General features: G+C 71.5%; 24 protein-coding genes. 7 read left to right on the forward strand and 17 right to left on the reverse strand.

Annotated features, from left to right (window positions below):
• The 10 genes from AAHZ94_RS07610 to AAHZ94_RS07655 all read right to left on the reverse strand — a co-directional run.
• Window positions 1-214, reverse strand: a 214-nt coding sequence (locus tag AAHZ94_RS07610) for a hypothetical protein (protein WP_349991584.1), incomplete at its 3' end; no start/stop codon positions are given.
• Window positions 211-687 (reverse strand): chorismate mutase, encoded by a 477-nt coding sequence (locus tag AAHZ94_RS07615; protein ID WP_349991586.1) that lies wholly within the window; start codon window positions 685-687, stop codon window positions 211-213. The genes AAHZ94_RS07610 and AAHZ94_RS07615, both read right to left, overlap by 4 nt.
• Complete coding sequence (locus tag AAHZ94_RS07620) at window positions 684-1,028, reverse strand: cupin domain-containing protein (protein ID WP_349991588.1); 345 nt, start codon at window positions 1,026-1,028, stop codon at window positions 684-686. The genes AAHZ94_RS07615 and AAHZ94_RS07620 overlap by 4 nt, the downstream gene beginning before the upstream one ends.
• Before the next feature lie 86 nt (window positions 1,029-1,114).
• Entirely contained in the window at window positions 1,115-1,891 is a 777-nt protein-coding gene (locus AAHZ94_RS07625; protein WP_349991590.1) for a flavodoxin family protein, read from the reverse strand.
• Between the two features lie 67 nt (window positions 1,892-1,958).
• Window positions 1,959-3,263, reverse strand: coding sequence for a TrpB-like pyridoxal phosphate-dependent enzyme (locus AAHZ94_RS07630; protein WP_349991591.1), 1,305 nt, complete (start codon window positions 3,261-3,263; stop codon window positions 1,959-1,961).
• Window positions 3,264-3,550: 287 nt separating this feature from the next.
• Window positions 3,551-4,801, reverse strand: coding sequence for an MFS transporter (locus AAHZ94_RS07635; RefSeq protein WP_349991593.1), 1,251 nt, complete (start codon window positions 4,799-4,801; stop codon window positions 3,551-3,553).
• A gap of 3 nt (window positions 4,802-4,804) precedes the next feature.
• Entirely contained in the window at window positions 4,805-6,022 is a 1,218-nt protein-coding gene (locus tag AAHZ94_RS07640; RefSeq protein WP_349991594.1) for an ATP-grasp domain-containing protein, read from the reverse strand.
• Window positions 6,023-6,070: 48 nt separating this feature from the next.
• Complete coding sequence (locus AAHZ94_RS07645; RefSeq protein ID WP_349991596.1) at window positions 6,071-6,874, reverse strand: B3/B4 domain-containing protein; 804 nt, start codon at window positions 6,872-6,874, stop codon at window positions 6,071-6,073.
• A gap of 384 nt (window positions 6,875-7,258) precedes the next feature.
• Complete coding sequence (locus AAHZ94_RS07650) at window positions 7,259-7,942, reverse strand: anthranilate synthase component II (RefSeq protein ID WP_502964599.1); 684 nt, start codon at window positions 7,940-7,942, stop codon at window positions 7,259-7,261.
• On the reverse strand, window positions 7,939-9,666 hold the full coding sequence (locus AAHZ94_RS07655) for an anthranilate synthase component I family protein (RefSeq protein ID WP_349991597.1): 1,728 nt from the start codon (window positions 9,664-9,666) through the stop codon (window positions 7,939-7,941). Before AAHZ94_RS07655 ends, AAHZ94_RS07650 begins: the two co-directional genes overlap by 4 nt.
• Before the next feature lie 234 nt (window positions 9,667-9,900).
• Between AAHZ94_RS07655 and pdxR the strand changes: the two genes are divergently transcribed.
• Window positions 9,901-11,319, forward strand: coding sequence for a MocR-like pyridoxine biosynthesis transcription factor PdxR (gene pdxR / locus AAHZ94_RS07660; RefSeq protein WP_349991599.1), 1,419 nt, complete (start codon window positions 9,901-9,903; stop codon window positions 11,317-11,319).
• Between the two features lie 878 nt (window positions 11,320-12,197).
• Here the strand turns inward: pdxR and AAHZ94_RS07665 are convergent.
• The 6 genes from AAHZ94_RS07665 to AAHZ94_RS07690 form a co-directional block, all read right to left on the reverse strand.
• A complete protein-coding gene (locus tag AAHZ94_RS07665; RefSeq protein ID WP_349991601.1) occupies window positions 12,198-12,422 on the reverse strand; it encodes a DUF397 domain-containing protein in 225 nt (74 codons plus the stop codon).
• Between the two features lie 244 nt (window positions 12,423-12,666).
• A complete protein-coding gene (locus AAHZ94_RS07670; protein ID WP_349991602.1) occupies window positions 12,667-13,518 on the reverse strand; it encodes a helix-turn-helix domain-containing protein in 852 nt (283 codons plus the stop codon).
• Window positions 13,519-13,550: 32 nt separating this feature from the next.
• Entirely contained in the window at window positions 13,551-14,084 is a 534-nt protein-coding gene (locus AAHZ94_RS07675) for a DUF6879 family protein (protein WP_349991604.1), read from the reverse strand.
• Window positions 14,050-14,307 (reverse strand): hypothetical protein, encoded by a 258-nt coding sequence (locus AAHZ94_RS07680; protein WP_349991606.1) that lies wholly within the window; start codon window positions 14,305-14,307, stop codon window positions 14,050-14,052. Before AAHZ94_RS07680 ends, AAHZ94_RS07675 begins: the two co-directional genes overlap by 35 nt.
• Window positions 14,308-14,692: 385 nt before the next feature.
• Window positions 14,693-14,917: a DUF397 domain-containing protein gene (locus AAHZ94_RS07685; protein ID WP_349991607.1), complete on the reverse strand. Its 225-nt coding sequence runs from the start codon at window positions 14,915-14,917 to the stop codon at window positions 14,693-14,695.
• Window positions 14,910-15,704, reverse strand: coding sequence for a helix-turn-helix domain-containing protein (locus tag AAHZ94_RS07690; protein ID WP_349991609.1), 795 nt, complete (start codon window positions 15,702-15,704; stop codon window positions 14,910-14,912). The genes AAHZ94_RS07685 and AAHZ94_RS07690 overlap by 8 nt, the downstream gene beginning before the upstream one ends.
• Before the next feature lie 301 nt (window positions 15,705-16,005).
• Between AAHZ94_RS07690 and AAHZ94_RS07695 the strand changes: the two genes are divergently transcribed.
• From AAHZ94_RS07695 to AAHZ94_RS07720, 6 genes are all read left to right on the forward strand, one after another.
• A complete protein-coding gene (locus AAHZ94_RS07695) occupies window positions 16,006-16,317 on the forward strand; it encodes a hypothetical protein (RefSeq protein ID WP_349991610.1) in 312 nt (103 codons plus the stop codon).
• 14 nt (window positions 16,318-16,331) lie between these two features.
• Window positions 16,332-16,847, forward strand: a complete 516-nt coding sequence (locus tag AAHZ94_RS07700; protein ID WP_349991612.1) for an NUDIX hydrolase — start codon at window positions 16,332-16,334, stop codon at window positions 16,845-16,847.
• Window positions 16,840-17,037, forward strand: a complete 198-nt coding sequence (locus AAHZ94_RS07705) for a hypothetical protein (protein ID WP_349991613.1) — start codon at window positions 16,840-16,842, stop codon at window positions 17,035-17,037. Before AAHZ94_RS07700 ends, AAHZ94_RS07705 begins: the two co-directional genes overlap by 8 nt.
• A 61-nt stretch (window positions 17,038-17,098) precedes the next feature.
• Window positions 17,099-17,962: a radical SAM/SPASM domain-containing protein gene (locus AAHZ94_RS07710; protein ID WP_349991614.1), complete on the forward strand. Its 864-nt coding sequence runs from the start codon at window positions 17,099-17,101 to the stop codon at window positions 17,960-17,962.
• A gap of 18 nt (window positions 17,963-17,980) precedes the next feature.
• Window positions 17,981-19,132, forward strand: coding sequence for a methyltransferase domain-containing protein (locus AAHZ94_RS07715; protein WP_349991615.1), 1,152 nt, complete (start codon window positions 17,981-17,983; stop codon window positions 19,130-19,132).
• Between the two features lie 412 nt (window positions 19,133-19,544).
• Complete coding sequence (locus tag AAHZ94_RS07720) at window positions 19,545-21,683, forward strand: ATP-binding protein (RefSeq protein ID WP_349991617.1); 2,139 nt, start codon at window positions 19,545-19,547, stop codon at window positions 21,681-21,683.
• On the opposite strand, the gene AAHZ94_RS07725 is transcribed toward AAHZ94_RS07720, so the two are convergent.
• Window positions 21,610-23,055, reverse strand: a 1,446-nt coding sequence (locus AAHZ94_RS07725; protein WP_349991618.1) for a hypothetical protein, incomplete at its 5' end; no start/stop codon positions are given. The genes AAHZ94_RS07720 and AAHZ94_RS07725 overlap by 74 nt on opposite strands.

The raw sequence follows: 23,055 nt of genomic DNA on the forward strand, positions 1-23,055 counted from the left end.
GGGGGGGCGGGGGGGGGGGGGGGGGGGGCCCGCGCCCCACGGGGCGGGGGGGGCGGGGGCGGGGGGGGGGGGGGGCGGGGGGGCCGGCCCACCGCGCGTACCGGGAGGAGACCCCGAACGCGGCCGGGACCTCCTCCCGCTCCCGTACCAACTGGCCGGGCCGTGCGTCCAGCCCGGCCAGTGCGGTGCGGAGGTCCGCGAGGCGGCTCCTCACGCCGCGCCCTCCCGGGCGGGTTGCGCGGTGCCCGCGGCAGCCTCGGTGGCCGGCCCGGTCCCGGCGGTGGGACCGGTCCCGGCGGTGGGTCCGGTGCCGGTGGCCGGTCCGGTGCGGGCGGCCCCGATGTCAGCGGGCTCGGTTCCCGTGGCCTCGGCGGCGGGTTCCGGGCCGAGGAGACCCGCGGCCTTCCGCTCGGCGAGCCGGACGAGTTGGAGTTCGGTCAGCTCGTGGATGCGGGCGCGGTACGGGCCCTCGGCGACGCCGGGCGGCATGCCGTGTTCCGTCGCTATCCGGCGCACCTTGTCGATCACCTGCTCCACCCGGCCGGGGGAACGGACGGTCGCCTCGTCGCGCTTGTGCTCGGTCAGCTCCATGACGATGGCCGTGCGCTGTGCGAGCAACTCGATGATCTGCCGGTCGAGCCCGTCGATGGAGCCGCGCAGGGCCGCGATGCGTTCCATGCCGGTCATGCCGCGGGCACCTCGTCGATCACGAACACGACGGTGGGTTCGTCGTTGGAGCCCTGCGAGCGGTGGCGCTCGTCGCCGGGGATGATGAAGCCCATGCCGGGGCGGCAGGCGACGGAGCGGTTGTCGAAGTGGATGGTGAACTCGCCCTGGAGCACGTAGCCCTGGTGCCCGCGCTCACACCATTCGTGTTCGTCGAAGCCGGCCGGCAGCTCCATCAGCCGGACCCGCAGCCCGCCGGTGTAGGCGATCTTCACGCGTCCGTCGGCGCCGGGCTTGTGCCACTTCTCCCAGGGGATCTGGTCGAAGTCGATGCCGACGAGGGTGGCGGGTGTGGTCGTCATGTCTGACACGCTCCTGGGTTGCTCAGTGGGTTGCTCAGTGGGTTGCTCAGTGGGCGGGTGGGTTGGCTGGCGGGGTGTTGGGTTGCTCAGTGGATTGCCCGGTGGGTGGGTTGCCGGGTGGGTGTGGGTTGCTCGCCCCGTACCGGCTGCTGCTGGCCGCGTACCGGCTGCTGCTCGATCTGCGCGGCGCCCCGCTCCCCGCGCGTGCCGCGCTCGACCCGTTCGTTGCGGTCGTCCAGCGGGAGGATCGGGCTGCCGCCGGCGGCCCGGGCGGCGCGCAGCAGCAGCGCCATGTCGATCATGCGGTGGGCCATCCGCTCCAGCGCGTCGAGCCCCTCGGTGTCGTTGAGCCCGGGCTCGCGCGAGGTGTTGCGGAGCAGGGCCGGGAACCCGCTGCCGACCAGGATCATGCGGTTGAGCAGCAGGTTGTCCACGAGTTGGTTGTGTACGGAGGCGTCGCTGTAGCGGCGTCCTGTGACGATGATGCCGCCGACCTTGTTGGCGAGCGGCCGGTCGAAGCGCAGGAAGCCGACGCCGGCCCGTTCGATGAAGATCTGCATCAGGTGGGCGAGGCCGAAGCCGTGGACGGGGACGGCGTAGATGATGCCGTCGGCCTGTCGCATCTTCTCCACGATGCCCGGCATGTCGTCCGCGAGCGCGCACGGCGTGGGCCGGCTGTTGCAGTCGCCGCACGGGCTGCACGGCGAGATGCGGTGGTCCCGCAGGTAGACGGTGTGGAATGCGGCGCCGCGGCTCCGTACCAGGTCACCCGCGTACGCGAGCGCCAGATCGGTGTTGCCGCCGGCCCGCTCTGACCCCGAGATGCCGAGGATGACCGGTCGTGCTCCCCCTACTCCGTGCATGACGAACCCCCCTTGAATCACAGGCTGTTCCGGGGCCGGCCGGGCGGCCAGCCCCGTCGTGCGCCGATCAGTCGGTGAGCTTCCCTGCGAAGTAGTCGATGTACGCCTGCATGTCGAAGTGGCCGTGGCCGGAGAGGGAGAACAGGATGCTCTTCGCCTCGCCGGACTCCTTGCAGGCCAGCGCCTCGTCGATGGCGACGCGTACGGCGTGCGTGGACTCGGGCGCCGGCACGATGCCCTCGTGCCGGGCGAAGGTCACCCCGGCCTCGAAGCAGGCGGTCTGCGGGACGGCCCGGGCCTGGAGGTAGTCGAGTTCCTTCAGGGCGCTGATGATCGGCGACATGCCGTGGTAGCGGAGGCCGCCGGCATGGATGCTGGGCGGTACGAAGTCGTGCCCGAGGGTGTGCATCCGGGTCAGCGGGGTCATGCCCGCGGTGTCGCCGAAGTCGTAGTCGTAGCTGCCCTGGGTGAGGGTCGGGCAGGAGGCCGGTTCGACGGCGATGGCCCGCACCGCGCGCCCGCCGCGCAACTGCTCGCCGATGAAGGGCAGTGCGAGCCCGCCGAAGTTGGAGCCGCCGCCGGCCGCGCCGATGATCACGTCCGGGTAGTCCTCGGCCAGCTCCATCTGGAGCTGTGCCTCCTGGCCGATGATCGTCTGGTGCAGCAGTACGTGGTTGAGCACCGAGCCCAGCGCGTACTTGGCGCTGCCGCCGCTGGCCACCGCGGCCTCCACCGCCTCCGAGATGGCCAGGCCCAGGCTGCCGGGCGAATCCGGGTCGGCGGCGAGCGCGGCCCGGCCGGCCTCGGTCAGGGTGCTGGGGCTGGCCGTGACGCTGGCCCCGAAGGTCTCCATCAGGCCGCGCCGGTAGGGCTTCTGCTGGTAGCTGACCTTGACCATGTAGACCTCGCAGACGAGGCCGAAGTACTGGCAGGCCAGGGCGAGCGAGCTGCCCCACTGGCCGGCGCCGGTCTCGGTGGTGAGCCGCTGCACGCCGGCCCGCTTGTTGTAGTACGCCTGCGGGATGGCGGTGTTGGGCTTGTGGCTGCCGGCCGGGCTGACGCCCTCGTTCTTGAAGTAGATGCGGGCCGGGGTGTCGAGCGCGCGCTCCAGGCGGCGGGCCCGCCCCAGCGGGCTCGGCCGCCACTGGCGGTAGACGTCGAGCACCGCGCCGGGGATGTCCACGGTGGCGGCGGTGGTGAGCTCCTGGACGATGAGCTCGGGCGGGAACAGCGGCTCCAGATCGGCCGCGGTGATCGGCTCCCGCGTTCCCGGGTGCAGCATCGGGTCCAGCGGCTTCGGCAGGTCAGCGAGGATGTTGTACCAGGTGGTGGGCGTGCGGTCCTCGGACAGCAGGAACTTCGTCTGGTTCATGAGCACTTTCCTGTGAGTGGGTGGGGCGGATCGTGCGGGTGGAGCGGCTTGGGCGGGTGGGGCTGGGTGGGACTTGCCGCGCCTGGGGGTGCGGGTCCGTACGGGTGGTGGTGGTCGCCGCACCTGGGTGGCGCGGGTCGTACGGGTGGTGCTCGCCGCACCTGGGCGCCGCTCGCCGCACCTGGGTGGTGCGGTCGTACGGGCGCCGCTCACCGCGCCCGGGTGGCGCGGCTCGGGCCTTCGTGCGCCGGCGATGGTGCGCCTGGGATGGTGCGGCTGTCGGGCGGTCAGGTGCCGGGACTCAGGGCGTCGCTCACCTGTGTGGGTGACGTGGGCGGGGTGGGTGGCTTCGGTGGCGTCGCCGCCGTCGGCCGCGGCCTGATCCGCAGCAGCGCGTACCCGACCATGCCGACCAGCGGCGTGGCCAGCAGCACCGTGAAGACGGGCTCGTGGCCGTGGGTGGACCACAGGGTGCCGAGGCCGGCGGGGACGGCGAGTCGGGCGAGGCCGAGGACGAAGCCGTTGAGCGCCATGAAGCCGCCCACCCGGTCCTCGCTCACGTGGTCGGCGATGTAGGTCGGCACCACGACCGAGACGATGATCTCGCCGAGCGTCCACACCGCTGTGGACAACAGGATGGCCGGCAGCGAGAACGCGAAGACGATCACCGCGAGCCCCGCCGCCCACAGCGCCCCTGCCACCTGGAGCAGCAGCTTGGTGCCGTACCCGCCGAGCTGTTTCTCCAGGACGAGCCCGAGGCTGACCACGACCACGCTGTTGATCGTGTACACGATGCCGACCATGCTCGCCGAGTCGTCCAGGACGGTCGTCACGGCCAGCGGCAGCGCGTACTCCAGGCCGATCAGCGGCACCACGTAGCAGAACGAGATCAGGACGAACAGCAGCACGTGGCCGTGGCCGAGCGGTCCGGTGGAGCGGCCTGCGGTGCGGCCCGCGCCGCCCTCCCTGCGGTCCCGCGGCACCCAGATCGCGATCATGGCGGCGCAGGCGCGGCCGGCCGCGATGTTGCCGGCGAACATCACGGAGTACGAGTACGCCGCGGCGACGCCGCCGAGCAGCGGCCCGACGCCCATGCCCAGGTTGTTGCCGACGTAGCTGATCGTGTAGGCGAAGGGGCGCTGTTCGGGCGTGGTCAGGTCGGCGACCAGGGTGTTGGACGCCGGGTTGAACATGCCCATCCCGACCAGCGCCACGAACAGCAGTCCCGCGTACGTCCACGGCGGCCCGTCGAGCACGGCGAGCCCCAGATAGCCGGCCGCGTTCAGCAGCAGCGCGGCCAGCAGTGCGGTGCGCCGCCCGCGCCGGTCGCACACCGGGCCGCTGAGCAGGCTGCCGACCAGCAGCCCGGTGCTGCCCACCGAGATGAGCAGCCCGGCCTCGCCGGGCCCCAGCCCCTTGCCGCGCACCAGGTAGAGCGCGAGCAGCGGGAAGACGAACATGCCCGCCCGATTGACGAAGGAGGCCAGGAACAACACCCGCAGCGCGAGCGGGAGTTCCTTGAACCGGGTCCACCACATGGCTCAGACCTGCTCGGTCGTCACGCGGAAGGAGTCGCGCACGGTCTTGAAGCGGGCCCGCACGTCGTCGAAGTCGCTGCCCTCGCACACGTACCAGCCGAGCACGTCGTTGGAGCGGGTCGGCGGCGCCAGCACGTCGCCGACCTCCTTCCACACGTCCGCGTCCAGGACCGCGTCCAGCGCGGTGAGCTCGGCCGGCGTGGTGATGGCGGTGATCGTGCCGTACGCCCCGGACGCCAGGTACTCGGTGCCGATCTCCGGGCCGAGGCGGGCCGCGGGCCGGTGCTGCGGGTCGAGTTCCAGGCGGCACCACTCGCCGGCCAGGTTGATGCCGCGGCCCGCCTCGATGGCCGGCACGATGGAGCCGCCGCCGGCCCGCGCGCCGGCCTCGCCGAACACCACCTCGCCGTCGTCGAGCAGGAAGAACTCGGCGTGCACCACCCCGGTGTCCAGGCCGAAGCCGCGCAGCACGACCGTGTTGAGCGCGATGATGCGCTGTTCGGCCGGGGTCAGGTGGTGCTTGCGGGAGATGGTGCCGCCGGGCTCGTCGCGGTAGTCGAGCACCGAGTACGTGTACTGCGAGAGCTGCTCGAAGACCGGATCGCCGCCCTGGAAGAGCGAGTCGACGTGGTATTCGGTGCCGCGGATGAACTCCTCGACCCGGTACTCGTGCCGGTCGTCGCCCATCTCGGACCAGACCCGGTCGAGCTCGGCCCGGTCCTCGACCCGGTAGGTGTTGCCGCAGGCCCAGCCCGCGTACGGCTTGATGACCAGCGGGTAGCCGACCGTCTCGGCGAACTCGGCGACCGCGCCCACCGTGTCCGGCCGGCAGGACCTGGCCACCCGCACGCCGAGTTCCTCGGCCCGGCGGTGCATGACGTTCTTGTCGCGGAAGTTGAGCGCCTGGTCGGGGGTGAGGCCGGGGATGTCGTGGTCGCGGCGGCAGCGGCTGGCGGGCAGCACGTCGCCCTCGAAGAGCGGGAAGATCCGCTCGATGCGGTGCTCGGCGACGATCGTGTCGACGGCGGCGCGCACCGCCGCCGTGTCGTCCAAGTCGGCGTAGTAGCAAGGGAATTGCTCGGTCTCAGGGGCGGACTCGCCGCTCGGCAGCAGTACGACGGTGTCGACGCCGAGTTCGGCCGCGGCGCCGGCGACGCTGCGGAACTGGGCGGTGTAGCGGCCGGCGGCGGGCCGGTAGACGACGAGGATGGAACGGTTCATGCGGGGCTCCTCACACGGATGGGCGCGGCCTTGGGGCAAGGCGCGCGGTCAGCCGACCGGCGCGTCCTGCGGGCCCTTCGGGGCGCCCGTCGGGGTGTCCTGCGGGGTGTCGAACAGCACCCCAAACGACGCGGTCCGGTCGAGCACCAGCGGTTGCCCCGGGGCGCCGCCGAGGTCGGTGAGCGCCTTGGTGAGCAGGCCGAGTGCCTGCTCGACGGCGGCGCGCCCGTCCTCGTGGGCGGACTCCACGGTGAGCACGATCCGGCGCAGCCCCACGTCCGTCCCCACCACCGCGCCCTGCCGCCAGTTCCAGCGGCGGGAGTGCGCGCGGCCCTGCCGGTCGGCGTAGACGACCTCGCCGGGCTCGGGCCGCGCGGGCGCGTCGGGCGCGCCCCGCGGCAGGTACGTCTCGTCGCCGCGGGCGAGCCGGACGTCGAGCCGGTCCGCGATGTCGTCCACGGTGCAGGCGGCCACCGGCAGGTGGCTGCCGAGCGACACGGCGTTGCAGAGGTCCACCAGGGAGTTGATGCGCGGCAGCCGGTCCCCCTTGGCCACCCTGCGCAGGACCGATTCGGCGGCGCAGGGGAAGCGGTTGGGGTTGACGTCCACGGCCCGGTAGGCGTCCCGCCAGGCGGCGATGGCCGGCAGCGCGGCCACGTCCGCCTTGCTGAGCTGCGCGGCGTGCAGCGCGTCCTCGGCGGCCGTGAGCCGGTCGGCCACCGCCGGCACGGACCGTACGACCTCGACCTGCGGTACGGCGATCAGCCCGAGCACGTAGCCGGGCACGCGCTCGGTGAGCTGCGGGTCGATGGCGACGGTGAGCGGGCCGGTGGCGGTGGCAGTGCTGTCCATGGGGCGGTGTTCCTTCTTCTTCCGGGTCGGTGACGGGCCGGGCCCGGGCCGGTGCCGGGGTCCGGTACGCGGGGCCCGGCCGGCCACTGGCCGATCGGACCGCTGATGACGCGACTGACGGTAGGGAGCGGAGGTGCCCCGGGCTGTGGCCAATTCCGGGGAATTCCGGTGGACCACTTGGGTGGGGCGGGGTGTGGTGGCGCAGGGTGTGATGGGGCTTGGTGTGTGGGGGCGCGCAGGGTGTGTCGGGGTTCGATGCGCGACGGCGGGCAGGGTGTGTCGGGGTTCAGTGCGCGACGGCGGGCAGGGTGTGGCGGCCCAGGGTGTGATGGGGCTTGGTGTGCGCGAGCGCGCAGGGTGTGTCGGGGCTTGGCGCCCGGCGGATCAGCGTGCGGCGCGCTCACCAGCAGGTACGGGCGCGGCTCCAACTTCAGCCCCGACTTCAGCCCGGGCATCGGCCCCGATTTCAGCTCGGGCATCGGCCTCGGCGCCGGCCCCCGTCCCGGCCCCCGCCAGGAAGTTCGCGAACAGCCGTAACCCGTCGTCGGTCAGCACGCTCTCCGGGTGGAACTGCACGCCCTCCACCGGCAGCGACCGGTGCCGTACGCCCATCACGTAGCCGTCGTCCAGCGCGGTCGCGGTGACGACCAGTTCGGGCGGCGGGTCGGTGACGATCAGCGAGTGGTAGCGGGTGACGCTCAACTCCCGTGCGGCGCCCGCGAAGACGCCGGCTCCGTCGTGTTCGACGGGGCTGGACTTGCCGTGCATCAGGTGCTGCGCCACGGCGACCCGCGCCCCGTACGCGAGGCCGATCGCCTGGTGCCCGAGGCACACCCCGAGCAGCGGCACCCGCCCCGCGAAGGCGTGCACGAGTTCCACGTGCCCGGAGTCGGCCGGGTGCCCCGGGCCCGGCCCGAGCACCACCGCGTCGGGCGCGGAGGCGAGCAGTTGGTCCGCCGTGCGGGTCCCGGAGCGGACCACGTCGGTGGTGGCGCCGAGGCTGCACAGGTACTGGTCGATGATGTGGCTGAAGCTGTCGTACGCGTCGACGAGCAGCACCTTCGTCACAGCAACTCCTCACCGGTCAGGGCCCAGTGGGTGGCGTTCAGCTTGGCCAGCGTCTCCTGCCACTCGGCGGCGGGCACGGAGTCGGCGACCACCCCGGCCGACGCCTGGGTGCTGTACGTCTCCCCGTCGTACACGGCGGTGCGGATGCACAGCGCGAACACCGCGAAGCCGCGCACGTCGACCAGTCCGATGGCGCCGGCGTAGCAGCCGCGCGGCTGCTCCTCGATGGCGTGGATGAGCTCCATCGCCCGCAGCTTGGGCGCGCCGGTCATGGTGCCGGCGGGGAAGCTGGCGCAGATCGCCGACCAGACGTCCGTACCGGGCCTGACCTGCCCGGACACGGTCGAGACCAGATGGTGCACGGAGGCGAAGGGCTCGACGTCCATCATGGTGTCGACGGCGAGCGTGCCGGGCACGCTGACCCGCCCGATGTCGTTGCGGCACAGGTCGACCAGCATCACGTGTTCGGCCTGTTCCTTGGCGCTGGCCCGCAGTTCGGCCACCCGGCGGGCGTCCTCGGCCGCATCGGGCGAGCGGGGCACGGTGCCGGCGATGGGCCGCATGGTGAGGGTGTCGCCGCTCAGCCGGAGGAAGAGCTCCGGACTGGCGCCGATGACGGTCCGCCCCGCCCACGGCGCCAGGTACATGTACGGCGACGGGTTGCGGTGCCGCAGCCTGCGGTAGACCTGGAGCGGCGTCAACGCGGTCCGCACGTCGATGCGGTGGCCGATCTGGATCTGGTAGACGTCGCCGACCTCGATGTGGCCGAGGCACCGCTTGGCGTGCGCGACGAAGGTTTCCTTGTCGACGGTGTCCTGCACGGAGTCGGGCCGCGGGGCGGCCGGCGGCGCGGCGTCGGTCCCGGCGTCGACACCGGCCGGCGGCTCGGCGACGAGCCGGGCCAGTACGGCGGATAACGGCTCGGGTGCTACGGCAGACGCATCGGCGGGGAACTCCGCGGCGCTGGCCGCAAGATGGCGAACCGTTCCGCCTCGCAGGTCGTACCAGACCGTGTCCCGGAACAGGGTCAGGCTGCACCGCGGCAACTCCGCCGGCCGCCGCTCGGCGGGCAGCCGCTCCATGGCCCACGCCGCCTCGTAGGAGAGCGTGGTCAGGAACCCGAAGGCGAAGGTGTCGGCTGGCACGTCGGTGCTGACCGTGAACGCGCCCTGTGCGGCGCGGACGAGGCGCCAGGCGGTGGGTTGGTCGGGTACCGGCCAGCACAGCCGCTCGCCGCGCGCGGCGCGGGGCCCGGGCTCGGGCTCGGCGGCGGTGGTGCGGGCCCCGGCGGCCGTGGCGTCGGCCCCCGCCGCACCCCCCGCGGTACGCCGCACCCCGGCCGCCTCGTCCAGTGCGGCGGCCAGCCGGTCCCGCAGCGCACCGGAGGCGACAAGTTCCACGTGATCGGCGAAGAGATGCAGGTCAGCGAGGCGGCCACAGCCGACGGCGGCGAAGTGCCGATCGGATTCCGGCCCGTCCAGGCTCTCGAAGAGATAGCGGTCCGCGGCGCTGCGGGTGGTGGCGCCCAGCGCCTCGTACAGCCGCAGCGGGTGCAGCGGATGGCGCGGGTCGTCCGGACGCGGAGCGTGCTGTGGGTGAGGCGCGTGGTGCGGTGCGGTGGATGGCAGTGCGGTCGTGGCAACGTGCACCCGGATGGGGCCCGAGCTCTCGTGCGGCTCGGGCGCCCCGGGTTCGGGCAGGTTGAGCTCTGACAGCAAAGACACAACGAAAGCCTTTCTGATCCAAGCGGACCGAAGGGGTTTCGAGGAATGCACAATGACGCCCATGGCGCGCAGATGATCACTGGTGCCCGCTACCCGTGCGGGCCCTGCTCGCCTGGCTCCCCCCGTACCACCTCGCCACCAGATTCCCCCCGGTGACGATTGTGTGTGCAAAAGGAGTTCATCAGATGTGAGAATGCGTGGCCATACCACTTCGACGTCTGGGGGGAAGACCACTTGTCGTGGCTGCTGCACCTCACGGTGGAACGGGAATCGCGTATTCCGTTGGCCCTTCAGATACGGAGCGCACTGCGGGATTTGATTGAGAGCGGCACTCTGTGGCCCGGGACGCGCATTCCCTCAAGCCGTCAGCTCGCGCTCGACCTGGGGGTCTCCCGCAGTGTGGTGGTCGAGGCGTACGAGCAGCTCACGGCCGAGGGGTACCTGCACACCCGGCACGGCTCGGGCACCACCGTCTCGCTGCGGGCCAGGCCGGCGGAGTCGACCGCCTCCACCCTCGTACCACCCGATCCCGAGCCGGCCCCCGAGGCGATGTGGGACCTGCGCACCGGCACCTCCAACGTGCTGGACTTCCCCCGTCAGGAGTGGGTGCGCTGCGTCACTGCCGTGGTCAGCGCGGCCGGCCCGGACGAACTGAGCTACGCGCCGCCGTCCGGCGTCCCGCTCACCCGCCGCGTGCTCGCCGGCTACCTCGGCCGGGTCCGCGGGGTGCGCAGCTCGCCGGAGAACCTGATGGTCACCTCGGGGTTCGCGCAGGGCCTCGCGCTGGTCTGCAAGGTGCTGGTGGACCGCGGGCACCGCACGCTCGGCGTGGAGGACCCGGGCCACCCGGCCGAGCGCGAGTTCGTCACGAGTTCCGGGCTGCGCCCGGTCGGCATCCCGGTCGACGCGGACGGCCTGTGCGTCGACGACCTGGAGGCCAGCGGCGTACGGGCGGTGCTGGTCACGCCGGGCAACCAGTTCCCCACCGGCGTCCGGCTCAGCCAGCAGCGCCGCGAACGGCTCATCGCCTGGGCCCGCGCCGTGGACGGCTACGTGCTGGAAGACGACTTCGACAGCGCCTTCCTGCACCGCACGGACCGGCTGCCGGCGCTCCAGAGCCTCGCCCCCGACCACGTCATCTACGCCGGCAGCGCCAGCAAGACCCTGGCCCCGGCGCTGCGCCTCGGCTGGCTGGCGGCCCCGTCGGAGCTGATGTCCTCGATCGAGTACGTACGGGCCGGCTGGGACATCGGCTGTTCGGGCCTGGAACAGTTGGCGTTCGCCCGCTTCATCGACACCGGCGCGCTCGACCGCCACCAGCGCCGGCTGCGCACGGAGTTCTACCGCCGCCGCCAACTCATCCGCCGACAGGCCGCGGACGCCCTCCCCGGCACCCGCGTCGTCGGCCGCAACAGCGGCCTCCAGACCTATCTGGAACTCCCCCCGACCATTCCCGAACCCGCCCTGGTCCGCGCCGCCCGCACCCGCTCCGTCCTGGTCCGCGGCGGCACGTTCTACGCCTGCACGGACACCCCCCGGCCACCCGCCCTGGTCCTCAGCTACGCCACGGTGAACTGCGCGGGGCTGGCCCAGAGCCTGTCCGCACTGGCCGTGGAATACCGCCGGTTGGCGACGGGAAACGGGCCGGGGTAGGGCTGCCGGGCGGCCCTCTGCATTCCGAGTTCCGAATATCGAATACGGAATGGGTCCGGGCACTGGGGTGGGGGCTGCGCCCCGGGCATTTCCGGCCCGGCGGTGGATGCAGCTGGGAGCCGCGTCTGTGGTGTACGGACGGGCCGGCGCGACCCGACTGAGATCTCCCGGCGGGAGCCCGAGATCCAACGGCCCGCATACGAAACGTATTGCGGGAGAATTTCGGTGGGCCGGGGATTTCACGGTGGGTGGGGGGTTTTGGTGGAGGGAGTGCGGTGGGGGCGTACGGGAGACCGCGCCGTTCGACAGACCAGTCGGTGGCCTACCCCAGGGGGCAGGAGAGTTCTGGCTTGGTGCGGTTGGGAGCGCAGGTCACGAGGGCCACTGACAGGAACAGGGGGCCGTGCAGGTAGAAGCCGAGAGAGACGTCGCTACCTCGCGTGAGTTGTTCGGTGGCGGACGTGCTCAGGACTTTCAGCCATCTGGTCTGTCTGTCGTGTCGTGAGGCGAACCGGGCTGCGTGCAGAGCGAGTTGTTGCCCGAGCCAGTCGGCTCCCTCCCGGGGGCGGTGGCAGGTGCTGCGGATCAGCCTGGGTGGCTTGAGCAGCCACAAGGCTGTCTCGATCGGGGGCACGTCTGCGGTCCGCCATTCGGTCACGGCTTCTCGGTAGCGCTGTTGTACTTCGTCGGGGCTGGTGGTGGTCGGGGGCAAGGTTGGCGGTGGGCGGCGGATGCTCTCCTTGTCGAACGTGGCCTTTTCGCCGGTCCAGAGGTACCCGTGGACGTGCATCTGCTGTTCCCGTCCGGAGGAAGGGGACGGCGGCCCCGCCCTTCGTGGGGAGGGCCGCCGGTGAACGCATCGTTGGTGGGGCCGTCGGTCAGGCCGCGAGATTGAAGCGCGCCGGGTCGATCCCGGCCGCGTGCAACTCCGCCGTGGTGAACCTCAGGGGCTCGGCGTCAGGCCGCTTGCTGTCACCCATGGCCCAGGCGCCGTCGCCGATGCGGGCGAGCGTCACGCAGGACTCGCCGTCGGGGTGGGTGTTGCCGCCGCACGGCTTGGCGAACTGGGCGCCGTCGAGAGTGAGGTCGTACAGGTCGGACATGGTGGACCTTCCTGATGGAGTGGTTCGGGCATCGGGTGGGCCGTGTTGCTAGCGCTTGGCGTTGGCTGCGCGCTGGTGCTGCTCGTTCGACTGGGCACAGCAAGAAGGCGGTGTCGTCGGCCCTCTGCTTGCCTGCCATGAAGGCAGCGAGTTGCTGTGCGGTCGACTCGATGTCCGCGGTCATGGAGAGACGGTAGGGAGAGGCAGACGCCCGGTGCGAGAAAGTTGCGGCGAGTTGCAGATCTCAGCCGAGGGCTTTGATCGCGGAAGCGATCAGCGAGCGGGCCTGTTGGCCGTACACAGCGTGTCTTTGCAGCTCAGCGAAGGTCTTGAGGTAGTCACGAACCTCGCTCGGTGCGGTCACGGTGACCTTGGCGGTCAGCAACTCGACGGTCACCTGTTCGTCGTCGTAGACGTTGAACGTCTCCACGGGCCACATGGGGCGCTGCCCCCTGGCCGGGATGACGCCCAAGCTCACCGAGGGCAGAGACATCGCGGACGACAGGTGTCTGAGCTGGTTGGCCATGGTGTTGGCGTCGCCCATCTGGTGCCGAAGGACGTCTTCTTCGATGAGCATGACGAAGCGGTGATCGCCCTCACGGAGTACCCGGGCTCGCGCTAGCCGGGCCGCCACTGCCTCGGGGATGTCGTCGGGGAGGTCTCTGAGCCAGACGACCGACCGGAGGACCGCTGTCGCGTACCCCTCGGTCTGAAGGAATCCGGGGACGAGGTCAGAACTGTAGGTACGGAACAGCCTGGTGCGCTCGTGCAGGGCCACGCGGCCCTCTTGGATGTGCCGAAGCGTCTTGGTCCTGTGGAGCCGTCTCCACTGCACGTACATGGACTCGACAGCGCGGTTGGCGGCTATGAGGTCGGCGGCCTGGCCCGGCACGCCGCAGGCGGCACACCACGCGCTGATGTCGGCTTCCGATGGCGTCGTCCTGGCGTTCTCGATCCGCGATGACTTCGCCTTGTGCCAGCCACAACGAGCAGCCAGATCACCCCCGGTGAGCCCTGCGTCCCGCCTCATCTCCTTGAGCCGGCCCGCCAAGGCTTCGCGGGCTGCTTGGGCGCTGGACGAAGGAAGAGCAGACATGGTCTGGCTGTCCGGGGCTGCTGTGGGTTGGGTTAGACCTCGTACTCCTCGTGGGGGACGCCCCGCTCCCACACCGCTTCGAAGGCGTGCAGACACAGCCGGATGACGTCGGGGTCTTCAACATGCTCGACACCTGCGTCGTCCCCGTCACCACTGAAGTGGTTGAAGCGCACCAGGTGGTCATCGAACACCCAGAAGTCGTTTCCGGGTAGTGCGATGCCCGACACCTGCCGCCGCGGAAGCCACTTGACCTCTTCACCGGCAGCGATGTTCTTGAAGGTGCCGCTGTGCAAGAAGCGGGTGTACTCGCTCACCGGCTCGGACACGATGCGAGCCCGACGGATCGCGACACCGCGTGCCGTGGTGCGGGCAATGAGGTCGAGCCACGGCGTCCACCAGGTCTGGCGGTCCTCAGGACGGAGCCGTCGGCCGTCCTTCCAAGCCGCGAACCCGGACTTCTCGTAGTCCACCGCGTACGAGTCCCGCATCTCCAGGTGCGCCGCGCAGTGCGTCGCCGAGTCGAGTAGCTCCTCAAAGGTCGCCAACTGCTGCTTGCTCTGCGGCATCGCATGCCTTCCTGATGATGTCGATCATCCGGTACGGCATCCGAATGACCGCCTCGTCGTCGGGGTGGTGGCTGTCCTTCCGGCACTCCGCCTGAATCTGTTCGTCGGCCAGCCAGCCTTGAAAGATGATCTCCGGCTCGCCCTTCGCCTCAGTGTCCACCCAAGCTGCCGGGCACTTGTCTTCTTCGGTGTTGGGATCGATCCCGATGAACAGTAGTGCCATGACTGCCTCCCGTGTCGGGATGGTTGCGCTCAGTTGCGTGTGACCATCAGTCCTTCGCGCGGTCCGAGTCAAGGGGCGCGCAGGGGCTGACAGGGGCGCGCCTAACGGTGCGCGGTTTCTGTTCGTCCCAGGGCCCGGGGCGTACGAAGCCGCCCGGGTGTGGGCGAACGGGCCTCGGATTGGGGACGATTCGGGGGCGTGATGCGCCGCAGACATGCGGACGGCGCGTGGGTTTTCCCTCCGGGGAAGGGCGCGGGGTGGCTGGGTAGTCAGTGCTGGTCCCGCGCGCGGTAGGAACCTGTCGGCGGGGAGCCCCGTCAGATGCTGCGAGGCACCGGCTCCCGCCAGGGGGGAACCGGTGCCTCGTGTGGTGGGCCGTGGCCGGTCACGACGGGTCGAAGTCGCCAACCTTCACGCCCGCAACGAACGCGGTCCATGCGGCGCTGCCGAAGACGAGAGCGGGGCCGTGCGGGTCCTTGCTGTCACGGATCGGGACGCCAGCGGGGTGGCCGTCCAACACCTCAACACAGCTGTCACCCTCGGTGCCGCTGTATGAGGACTTCCGCCAACCGCTCACAGCAGCCGCGTCGGAGATGCGGTGGTTAGACATGCTTCTCGTATTCCTCCGCTGTAGACCTGAGGATCGCCAGAGATTCTTCCAGGGATCGCGCATCGCTGAGGGCAACATCGTACGCGCCCTGAATCAGTTCGACCTCGGCCGGAGAGTCGTGGATGACGCCCGTCCGCAGTGCTTCGGTGTACGCGATGGGTGGCTGATCCTTGAACCACATGAGACTCACCATGCCACCCAAGAGCGGGGCGCCAGCACCGAACGGCAGGATGTGAACTCGGATTCGCTGACGCTCAGTGAGATCCGCAAGGTGATGGAGTTGTTCGGCCATGACAGCCGGGCCGCCGTATGGCCGCTTGAGAACTCCTTCGTCAAGCAGAGCCCACACTACGGGGGATACAGGATCTTCGAGGATGGCCCCTCGCTTGATCCTCGTTACAACATTCTTGTGCCGCTGCTCTTCGTCCATAGGTGGATAAGCGAGCCTCAGCACCGCGTCCGCGTGCCTCTCCGTCTGGAGGATGCCCGGCACGAAGCACGGGGCGAACTCGCGGATCATCACGGCCTCATGCTCGAACACACGGCATGATTCGAACCAGTGGGGACCCTTATCCGCGGCCCGACCAGGCCGGAACGTCGTCAGGACCGTGCCCGTTCCCAGTGCCCTGTCGAGCGCCAGAGCATCCGTTTCGCTGGGGTATCGGCGGCCCGTTTCAATGGCCGCGATCATGCTCCGCGACATGAGTGCCTCTTTGGCAAGCCTCTCCTGCGTCCAGCCCTTCGCTTCGCGCGCTTCCTTCAGCCACTCACCGTAAGTCGCCGCCATGGCACTCTCCGTCGTTACGATTGCGCTGTGTCACCGAACGTCATTGCTCAGTCTCGGCCGCCGGCGTTGTCTTGAACAAGCGCCAACTGACGTTCGAGAGGATTGTGGTAGTGGACCCAACGGGACGCACGTCTCCAGTAGTTCAGCAGGGGACAGGCGGAGCTGACGAAGAGGAAGAAGGGGCCCGGCGGCAGCTCGACACGTTCGTGGACAGCCCCTCCGCGTCCGAAAACATCCTGAGATGGCCGCCCTGCCAGTGCCCCCTTCACCGTGGCTCCGACGCGACAGAGGGTGAGGTCTGATGGATGGCACGCATCGCGTACTCGTGATGGGCACCCCGCTGCGCTTCTTCCTCAGCTTCGGCGAGGACGGCACCTGGTCACCCGTCACGGACATCGAGTTCCACGACGCGTACCAGGAGTCGATGTTCGACCCCGACGCCCTGCGCAACGACGTCCTGTGCCCCAATCGCCTTCGCGCGGAGTACGAGACCGTCGAGGGTTGGTGCTGGTCGGACGGCCGGGCCGCGTACGGGCTGATGACCCTCGATGACCGGGCGCCGCAGGCGTGCGCCGGGTTGCAATCCCTGACCCACGGAGGCGAAGCCGCGTGAAGCTCGTACATCCCATGAACGCGGTCAAGTCCGCGAACCCGCCCCGCGAGGTCTGGGTGTTCTTGCTGATCCGCTGCCCGGCAGAAAACCCGAAGTACTTCGCGCCGCTGGGCATGTGGCCGCGCGTACTTCAGGTCGTACGGGACGGGTGGGCTTGCCCGCCGGGAGTCATCGTGCAACCGGGGGAGGCGATCGTCGACGCCGCCCGTCGGGTGGCTGACGCATTGGGCATCCGGTTGCCGAAGGCCGCCGCACTGCTCGCTGTGGACCAGCAACCCGCCATCGATGGCGAGCAAGACGAAGAAATTGCTTTCGTCTTCGATGGCGGCAGCGCGGCCGAGAACGCCTTCGCCGATCTGCCCCGCGATCAGGTCGAAGTCGAGTGGTCGGCCGTGGAGAGCCTGGAGCGCGTGGCACTCGTTCACGCCCTGCGTACGCGGCTGCTCGCTGTTGAGCCACCCGTGTTGGTGGAGGGGATGCCGCTGCCCGAGCCCAGGCGGGGGAAGGGTGACGGGGTGCGGGATGAGTAAGCCTCTCACCCGGCTGGCGTTGCGGCTGGTGGTCGATGCGCGGCGGGCTCGGGTGGGCGACCTGATCGAATTGGGTGAGCTCACCCGGCGGGTGACCTGCGTCAAAGGGTCCGACCGTGACACGACACTGGTCGTACGAGACGGGTCGATCACCTTCGCCCACGGCGTCCGCATCGTCGTCCAGCGGTAGCAGGATGGCTGTGGGTTCGGCTAGAAAATCCAAATGCCTTCATGTGGAAGGAAGTTCAGTCATGTCTGTCGCGCTTGATCCGCCTGCCACGTCGCCGCTCGCCGGTATCCACTCTCTTGAGTTGGAGATCACCGGTAAGTGTCAGCTCGCTTGCACGCACTGCCTTTCCGAGTCCAGCCCGCACGCGAGCCACGGCGCGATGACGGCCGCTGATTGGCGGGGGACCATCGCGGATGCTGCCGCGCTCGGGGTTCGGGCCGTTCAGCTCATCGGAGGAGAGCCCACCACCCACCCACACTGGCGGGAGTTCGCGGAACTCGGGCTCGACCTTGGGTTGCGAGTGGAGGTGTACAGCAACCTGTTCCACGTCGCCCCCGACTGGTGGGGCTTGTTCACGCGCGAGGGCGTAACCCTCGGGACGAGCTACTACAGCGACGATCCGGCCGAACATGACAGGATCACCGGGCGCAAGGGGAGTTACACCCGTACCCGGCGCCATATTCTCGAAGCCGTCCGTCGTGGGGTCACGATCCGTACCGGAGTCGTGGGAGTCTTGCCGGGGCCGCGCGGCGCCGAAGCGCGCGCCGAACTGGAATCCATGGGTGTGCAGCACATCGGTACCGACCGGGTACGCGCCGTGGGCCGTGCTGCCCTACCAGGACAGGCGCCGGCGCTGGAGGAGATGTGCGGCAGGTGCACCCGCGGGCGCGCTGCCGTCCTCCCGAACGGAGACCTTGCCGGGTGCGTGCTCTCGCGCGACTTCCCAGTGGGCAACGTGCGGGAGAACCGACTCGGCGACCTGCTCCGTGGGCAGGCATGGGCCGAACTCGCGGCGCGCGTTCCGACTCCCCGTGCCGCGTGTCCTCCGAACGACTCCGGCGACTGTAACCCGGCCAACAAAGAAGCCTGCGCCCCCGCTTACTGACCCGAAAGGCTCCCCACCATGGATTGGGAAAACAAGGCAAGGACTCTCGCGGAGCAGGTGGTTGAGCCGGACTCGCGGTGGTTTTCCGCCGTCGCTGGGGTTGCCCGGCACGAGTTGGTGCCTCGGTGGTGGGACGCTGACGGGGTCGGGCGGTGGGTGTTGCGCGAGGGGCCCGGGGCGGATGGTGCGTGGGCAGATGCGGCGTACGCGGATCGGTCCCTGGTCACCCGGGTCGGTGGGCTCCACGCCGACCATGCCGAACCGGGGGCACTGGCCGAGGGATCGCCCACCTCCTCGGCGACCTTGCCGGGGCTCGTGGTGCGGATGTTGCGGCACGGACGGCTCGGTGACGGGCTGTCCCTGCTGGACCTCGGCACCGGAGGCGGCGGGCTCGCCGCGTATGCCTGCCACCGGTTCGGGGACGCGTCCGTGACCAGCCTCGACGTGGACCCGTACCTGGTCAGTGCGGCGCGCGACCGGCTCGCGGGCCTGGGATACGAGCCGAGGATGGTCGTCGCGGACGCCACCGCGGACGTGCCCGGTTCGTACGACCGCATCGTGTGCACGGTCGCGCTCCCTCCGGGGGCGGGGCTCCGCGCCGTGCTCGGTGCGCTGGCTCCCGGCGGGCGCATCGCCACGACGCTCGCGCGTACGTCCCTGGTCGTCACCGGGTGGAAGGACGCGGACGGGAGCGTGGTGGGGCGGGTGGAGCGGGACATGGCGGGGTTCATGCTCACCCGGTCCGGCGACGACTACCCGCCCGCCCTCACCGAACTGTTCGCCACCGCCCGTGCGGCGGACGGTGACGGGGGCGGGCCCACCACGGGCCGCTACCCCGTGGTGGACGTCGCCGACGCCTGGGAGCTGCGGTCCATGCTCGAAATCACCACGCCCGGCGTGGAACTCGGGTACGAGACCAGCGGGCGCACCCGTACCGCCTACCTGGTACACCCAGACGGATCGTGGGCGCGCGCGACCGCCGAGTGGATCGACCCACCCCGCGTGCATCAGGGCGGGCCACAACGGCTGTGGGACGCGTTGGAACGCATCCGCAACCGGCTCAACGCGGAAGGTTCGTTGCCGCTGCTCGGGGCACGGGTCCGAATCACGCCCGACGGGGTGTGCGAGCTGTCGCGGGGGCGGTGGCGTGCGGAGATGGGGGTGGGATAGTCCCCGGGGTGACGGCGTCCGCATCGTCGTCCAACGACACTGACCCACCCATCCATACACGGGCGGCCAACCCCCAAGTGGCCCGCCCGCAAGGACCAACCCACAACCTGCCAACCCACAACCGGTCAACCCGCGACCGGGCCCGGCCCGCATGGGTCCAACTCACCACGGCCCAACCCCCAACGGACCAACCCACGCGCCCAAGCCCTGCCCGCAAGGGCCAACCCACCCACACCCGGCCCCACCCACACCCGGGCCCACCCCCCACACCCGAGCCCCGCCCGGCAGGGCAACGCGCGGGGAGGATTCCGCGGTGTGTGGTCGCCCGGATACAGTCGGCGAGGGCCCGGGGCCGCACGCGTGGTCGGGAGGGTGGGCCGAAGGTGCGGGGCTGGAGTTCGGAGGGGCTGGCGTGTTGGAGATCGTTACGGTGGGGGCGCTCGGTGCGTTCCTCACCGCGGTGGGCAATGGTGCCTCCGGCGAGTTCGGGCGGCAGCTCCACGTGTCCATGGGGGCGCTCGTACGCCGCACCCTGGGACGGGAGACGCCGCTTCCCGCCACCCCGGAAGGGTGGCAGGCGCTGGCCGGGCAGGTCCATCCGGTGCTGCTGCGCGACGCCGGTGCGGCCGGTGCCTGGGGTGCGTTCATGGCCGGTGCCAGGCCCGGCGCGCCCGTGCTGCGGCCGGGGGCCGGACTGCCGCCCGCCACCCGGTACTTCACCGATCGGGACGCCGTGCTCAAGCGGTTAACGCGGGAGGCGAGCCGGGCCGCTGCGGGTCGGCCGCGGGCCGCCCTGCTGTACGGGCCGGCCGGCATCGGCACCAGCGCCGTCGCGCTCGTCTGGGGCGCCAAGGAACACGGCCGCTACCCCGACGGACAGTTCTACGTCGACCTGCGCGAGGGCGACGGGGACGGCCGGCCCACCCCGGCCGCCGTCGTACAGCGACTCCTGCTGCGGATGGGCGTCGAGCCCGAACACCTGCCGGCCACCGAGGCCGACCGCGTCCAGCTCTACCGCACGCTGACGGCCGGCCGCCGGGCGCTGATCGTGGTCGACCACGCGACGACGGCCGCCCAGGTGCAGCACCGGGTGCCGGCCACGCCCGAGGTCTTCCTGCTGGTCGTCGTGACCGGGCCGGACCTGGGGCTGGAGGCCGAGCGGATCGAGGTGGAGCCGCTGCGCGACCGGGACGCCGTGGAGTTGTTGCGGCGGGTGGCGCGGCCCGAGCTGGTGGCCGAGGCCAAGCCGGAACTGCCGGGGCTGCTGCGGCAGTGCGCCGGGAACCCGCTGGCCCTCAAGGTCGCGGCCCGGCACCTGCTCGACCGGGTGCGGGTCGCGCCGGACGACGCGGACGGGGCCGCGGACGGTGGCGACCCGGTGCGCACCATGGCCCGGCAGGTCAGCCGCGGGCTGCGGCCGGAGACCGGCAGGCTGTGCCGGCTCGTCGCGCTCGGCAACTGGCCGGCCATCGATGCGAGGCTCGCCGCCGACGCGGCGGACGTTGCAGAGGACGCGGCGCGCGCGATGTTGGCCGAGGCGGCCGGCGCCGGCCTGGTGGAGGCGCTGTACGACGCGCGGTACCGGTTCCGGCCGGGGGTGCGCGGCCCGCTGGGGGAGGCCGCCGCGGCACAGGAGGGCATCGCGGAGGGCTCCGCCGCCATGGCCCGCACCCTGGACCGGCTCGCCGGCCGCGCCCTCGCCGCGGCCAGGGCCGCACTGCCCGGGAGTTGGCGCACCGACCTCGGCCAGGGCCGCGGCCCGTACGCGGACGAGGCGGCCGGGCTCGCCGCGCTGCGCGCCGATGCGGGGAACCTGGTGCAGGCGATCCGGCTGGCCGACGAGTACGGCCGGACGGGGACCGCGCTGCGGCTGGCCCGGGCGCTGTGGCCGTACCAGCTCAAGGCCGGGAACTGGGACCAGGTGCTGCCCGGGCTGCGCATCGCCAGCCGGCGCGCCGGCCGTCCCGGGGGCGCGTCGCCGGCGGACTCCCGGAGGGCCGGCGCCCTCCACTTCCAACTCGGCTTCTGCCTCGGCGAACTCCGTCAGTGGGAGGAGGCCGGCCGGGCGCTGGACGCCGCGGCCCGCAGCGAGCAGGACGCGGGGCACCTGCTCGGCCGGGCGTCCTGCGTGGAAGGGCTCGGGCTGCACCTGCTCTACCGCTGGCAGTACCCGGAGGCGTACGAGCAGTTCGCCGCGGCGGCGGAGATCTACCGGCTGATCGGGCCGAACGACGCCGGCAGCTCCAGCCTGCGGCGCGCCCTCGCCCTCATCCAGCGCCACCAGGGGCGGGCGCTGCGCGGCATGGGGCAACTCGACGCTGCGGCAGCGAAGTTGAGTCAGGCGCGGGACTTCTTCGCCGGGGGCGACGGTGAGGCGTACAACCACGCCCGTACGCTGACCGACCTCGCCGAGGTGCGGATCGACGCCGGCGACCGGGACGGGGCGCTCGCGCACATCGTGGCGGCCGAGGCGCTGCTCACGTCGGAGGCTGCCACGGTGCACCTGGCGTACCTCGCCGGGCTGCGGGAGCAGTGCGCGGCTGCGGCGTAGCGGCCCGTACGAGGAGCGGGTGCACGCCGCCGGCCGCGTGCACCCGCAGCCTGGTGCCGGCCGGGCCCGGCGTGCCGCCCGCCGCGAGCCAGGCGTGCAGTGCCGATGCATAGCAGGCCGGGTCGAGATCCGCGCCCTGACCTGCGGTGATGCGCAGTACGCCGTGGGTGCGGCTGCGTGCCGTGCACCGGTCGGGGCCGGTCGCGTAGCCGGCCAGCGCACAGTGCGGGTGGCGGGCCAGGACCTCGGCCGTCCACGCCTCCGGGCCGCCGAACCGGGGATCGTCCGCAGGCCCTTCGCGCACGATCACGTCGGCCGACGCCAGGTCGTCCGGGTCCCGGGTGTCCTCGTGCACGGCCAGGTGGGCGGTGCCGGTCGCCCCGTACGGATGGTCGGTGGTGCGGACGATCCACGCGTCGTCGCCGTGGACTTCGGTGCGGACGTGGAACGGTGCGGTGCGGTGCGGCGGCTCGTACGGGGGGAGCGGCAGCGGTTCCAGGAGTGCGGGGGCGGCGGGTTCGGGCAGGTCGAGCAGGGTGTAGAAGTGGCGGCGCAGCAGGGCGGCCGAGCGGCCGGGCGCCGAGGTGGTGAACGCGGCGGGGGCCGGGTCGGGGCGGTGCCCGGTCAGCAGGCGCTCCAGTTGGTCGCCGAGCGGGGCGTGCGGGTCGAGCCGGGGCGCGGTGCGGACGAAGTCGGCGAGCGGCGCCTCGGGATCCAGCCGTTCCTGCCCGGCGGCGGCCAGCAGGACGGGGGTGCCGAGGGCCGCCGCGTAGTAGCTGACCGCGCCGAAGTCGCCCAGCACCAGATCGGCGGCGAGCAGCGCCTGACGCCAGGCGTGCACCGGGTCGATCAGCGTCAGCCCGCTGCGGCGGGCGCGGTCGAGCCAGGCCCGGAGCTGCCCGGGGCCGTGCCCGTGCCAGACGTTGGGGTGTAGTACGGCCGCCAACCGGTAGTCATCGGTGGGGAGTTCGGCGGTCAGCCGGGGGAGCAGGCCGGGCAGCAGGTCCTGGCCGCCGCCGGTGCCGAACAGGCCCTCCGGGTTCCAGGTGGAGTTCAGGACCAGGAGCCGCTGTCCGGTGCGGACGCCGAGGGCGCGGCGGTAGCGCTCGCGGTGCGGGCGGGCGGCCAGCATCCGGTCGAAGCAGGGGTCGCCGGCGAGCACCGCCGCGTCCTCGGCCGCCGGACAGGATTGGCGCAGCCGTGCCAACTGTTCCGGGTGGGACAGTACGAGCCCGTCGACGTACGGGCGCCCGTCCGCCAACAGCCACTCCGCGTCGAGCCCGAACGTCGGCTCCCGGCTCCCGGCTCCCGGCTCCCGGCTCCCGGCTCCCGGCTCCCGGCTCCCGGCTCCCGGCTCCCGGCTCCCGGCTCC

Source organism: Streptomyces sp. HSW2009, assembly GCF_040240285.1.
Lineage (GTDB): Bacteria > Actinomycetota > Actinomycetes > Streptomycetales > Streptomycetaceae > Streptomyces.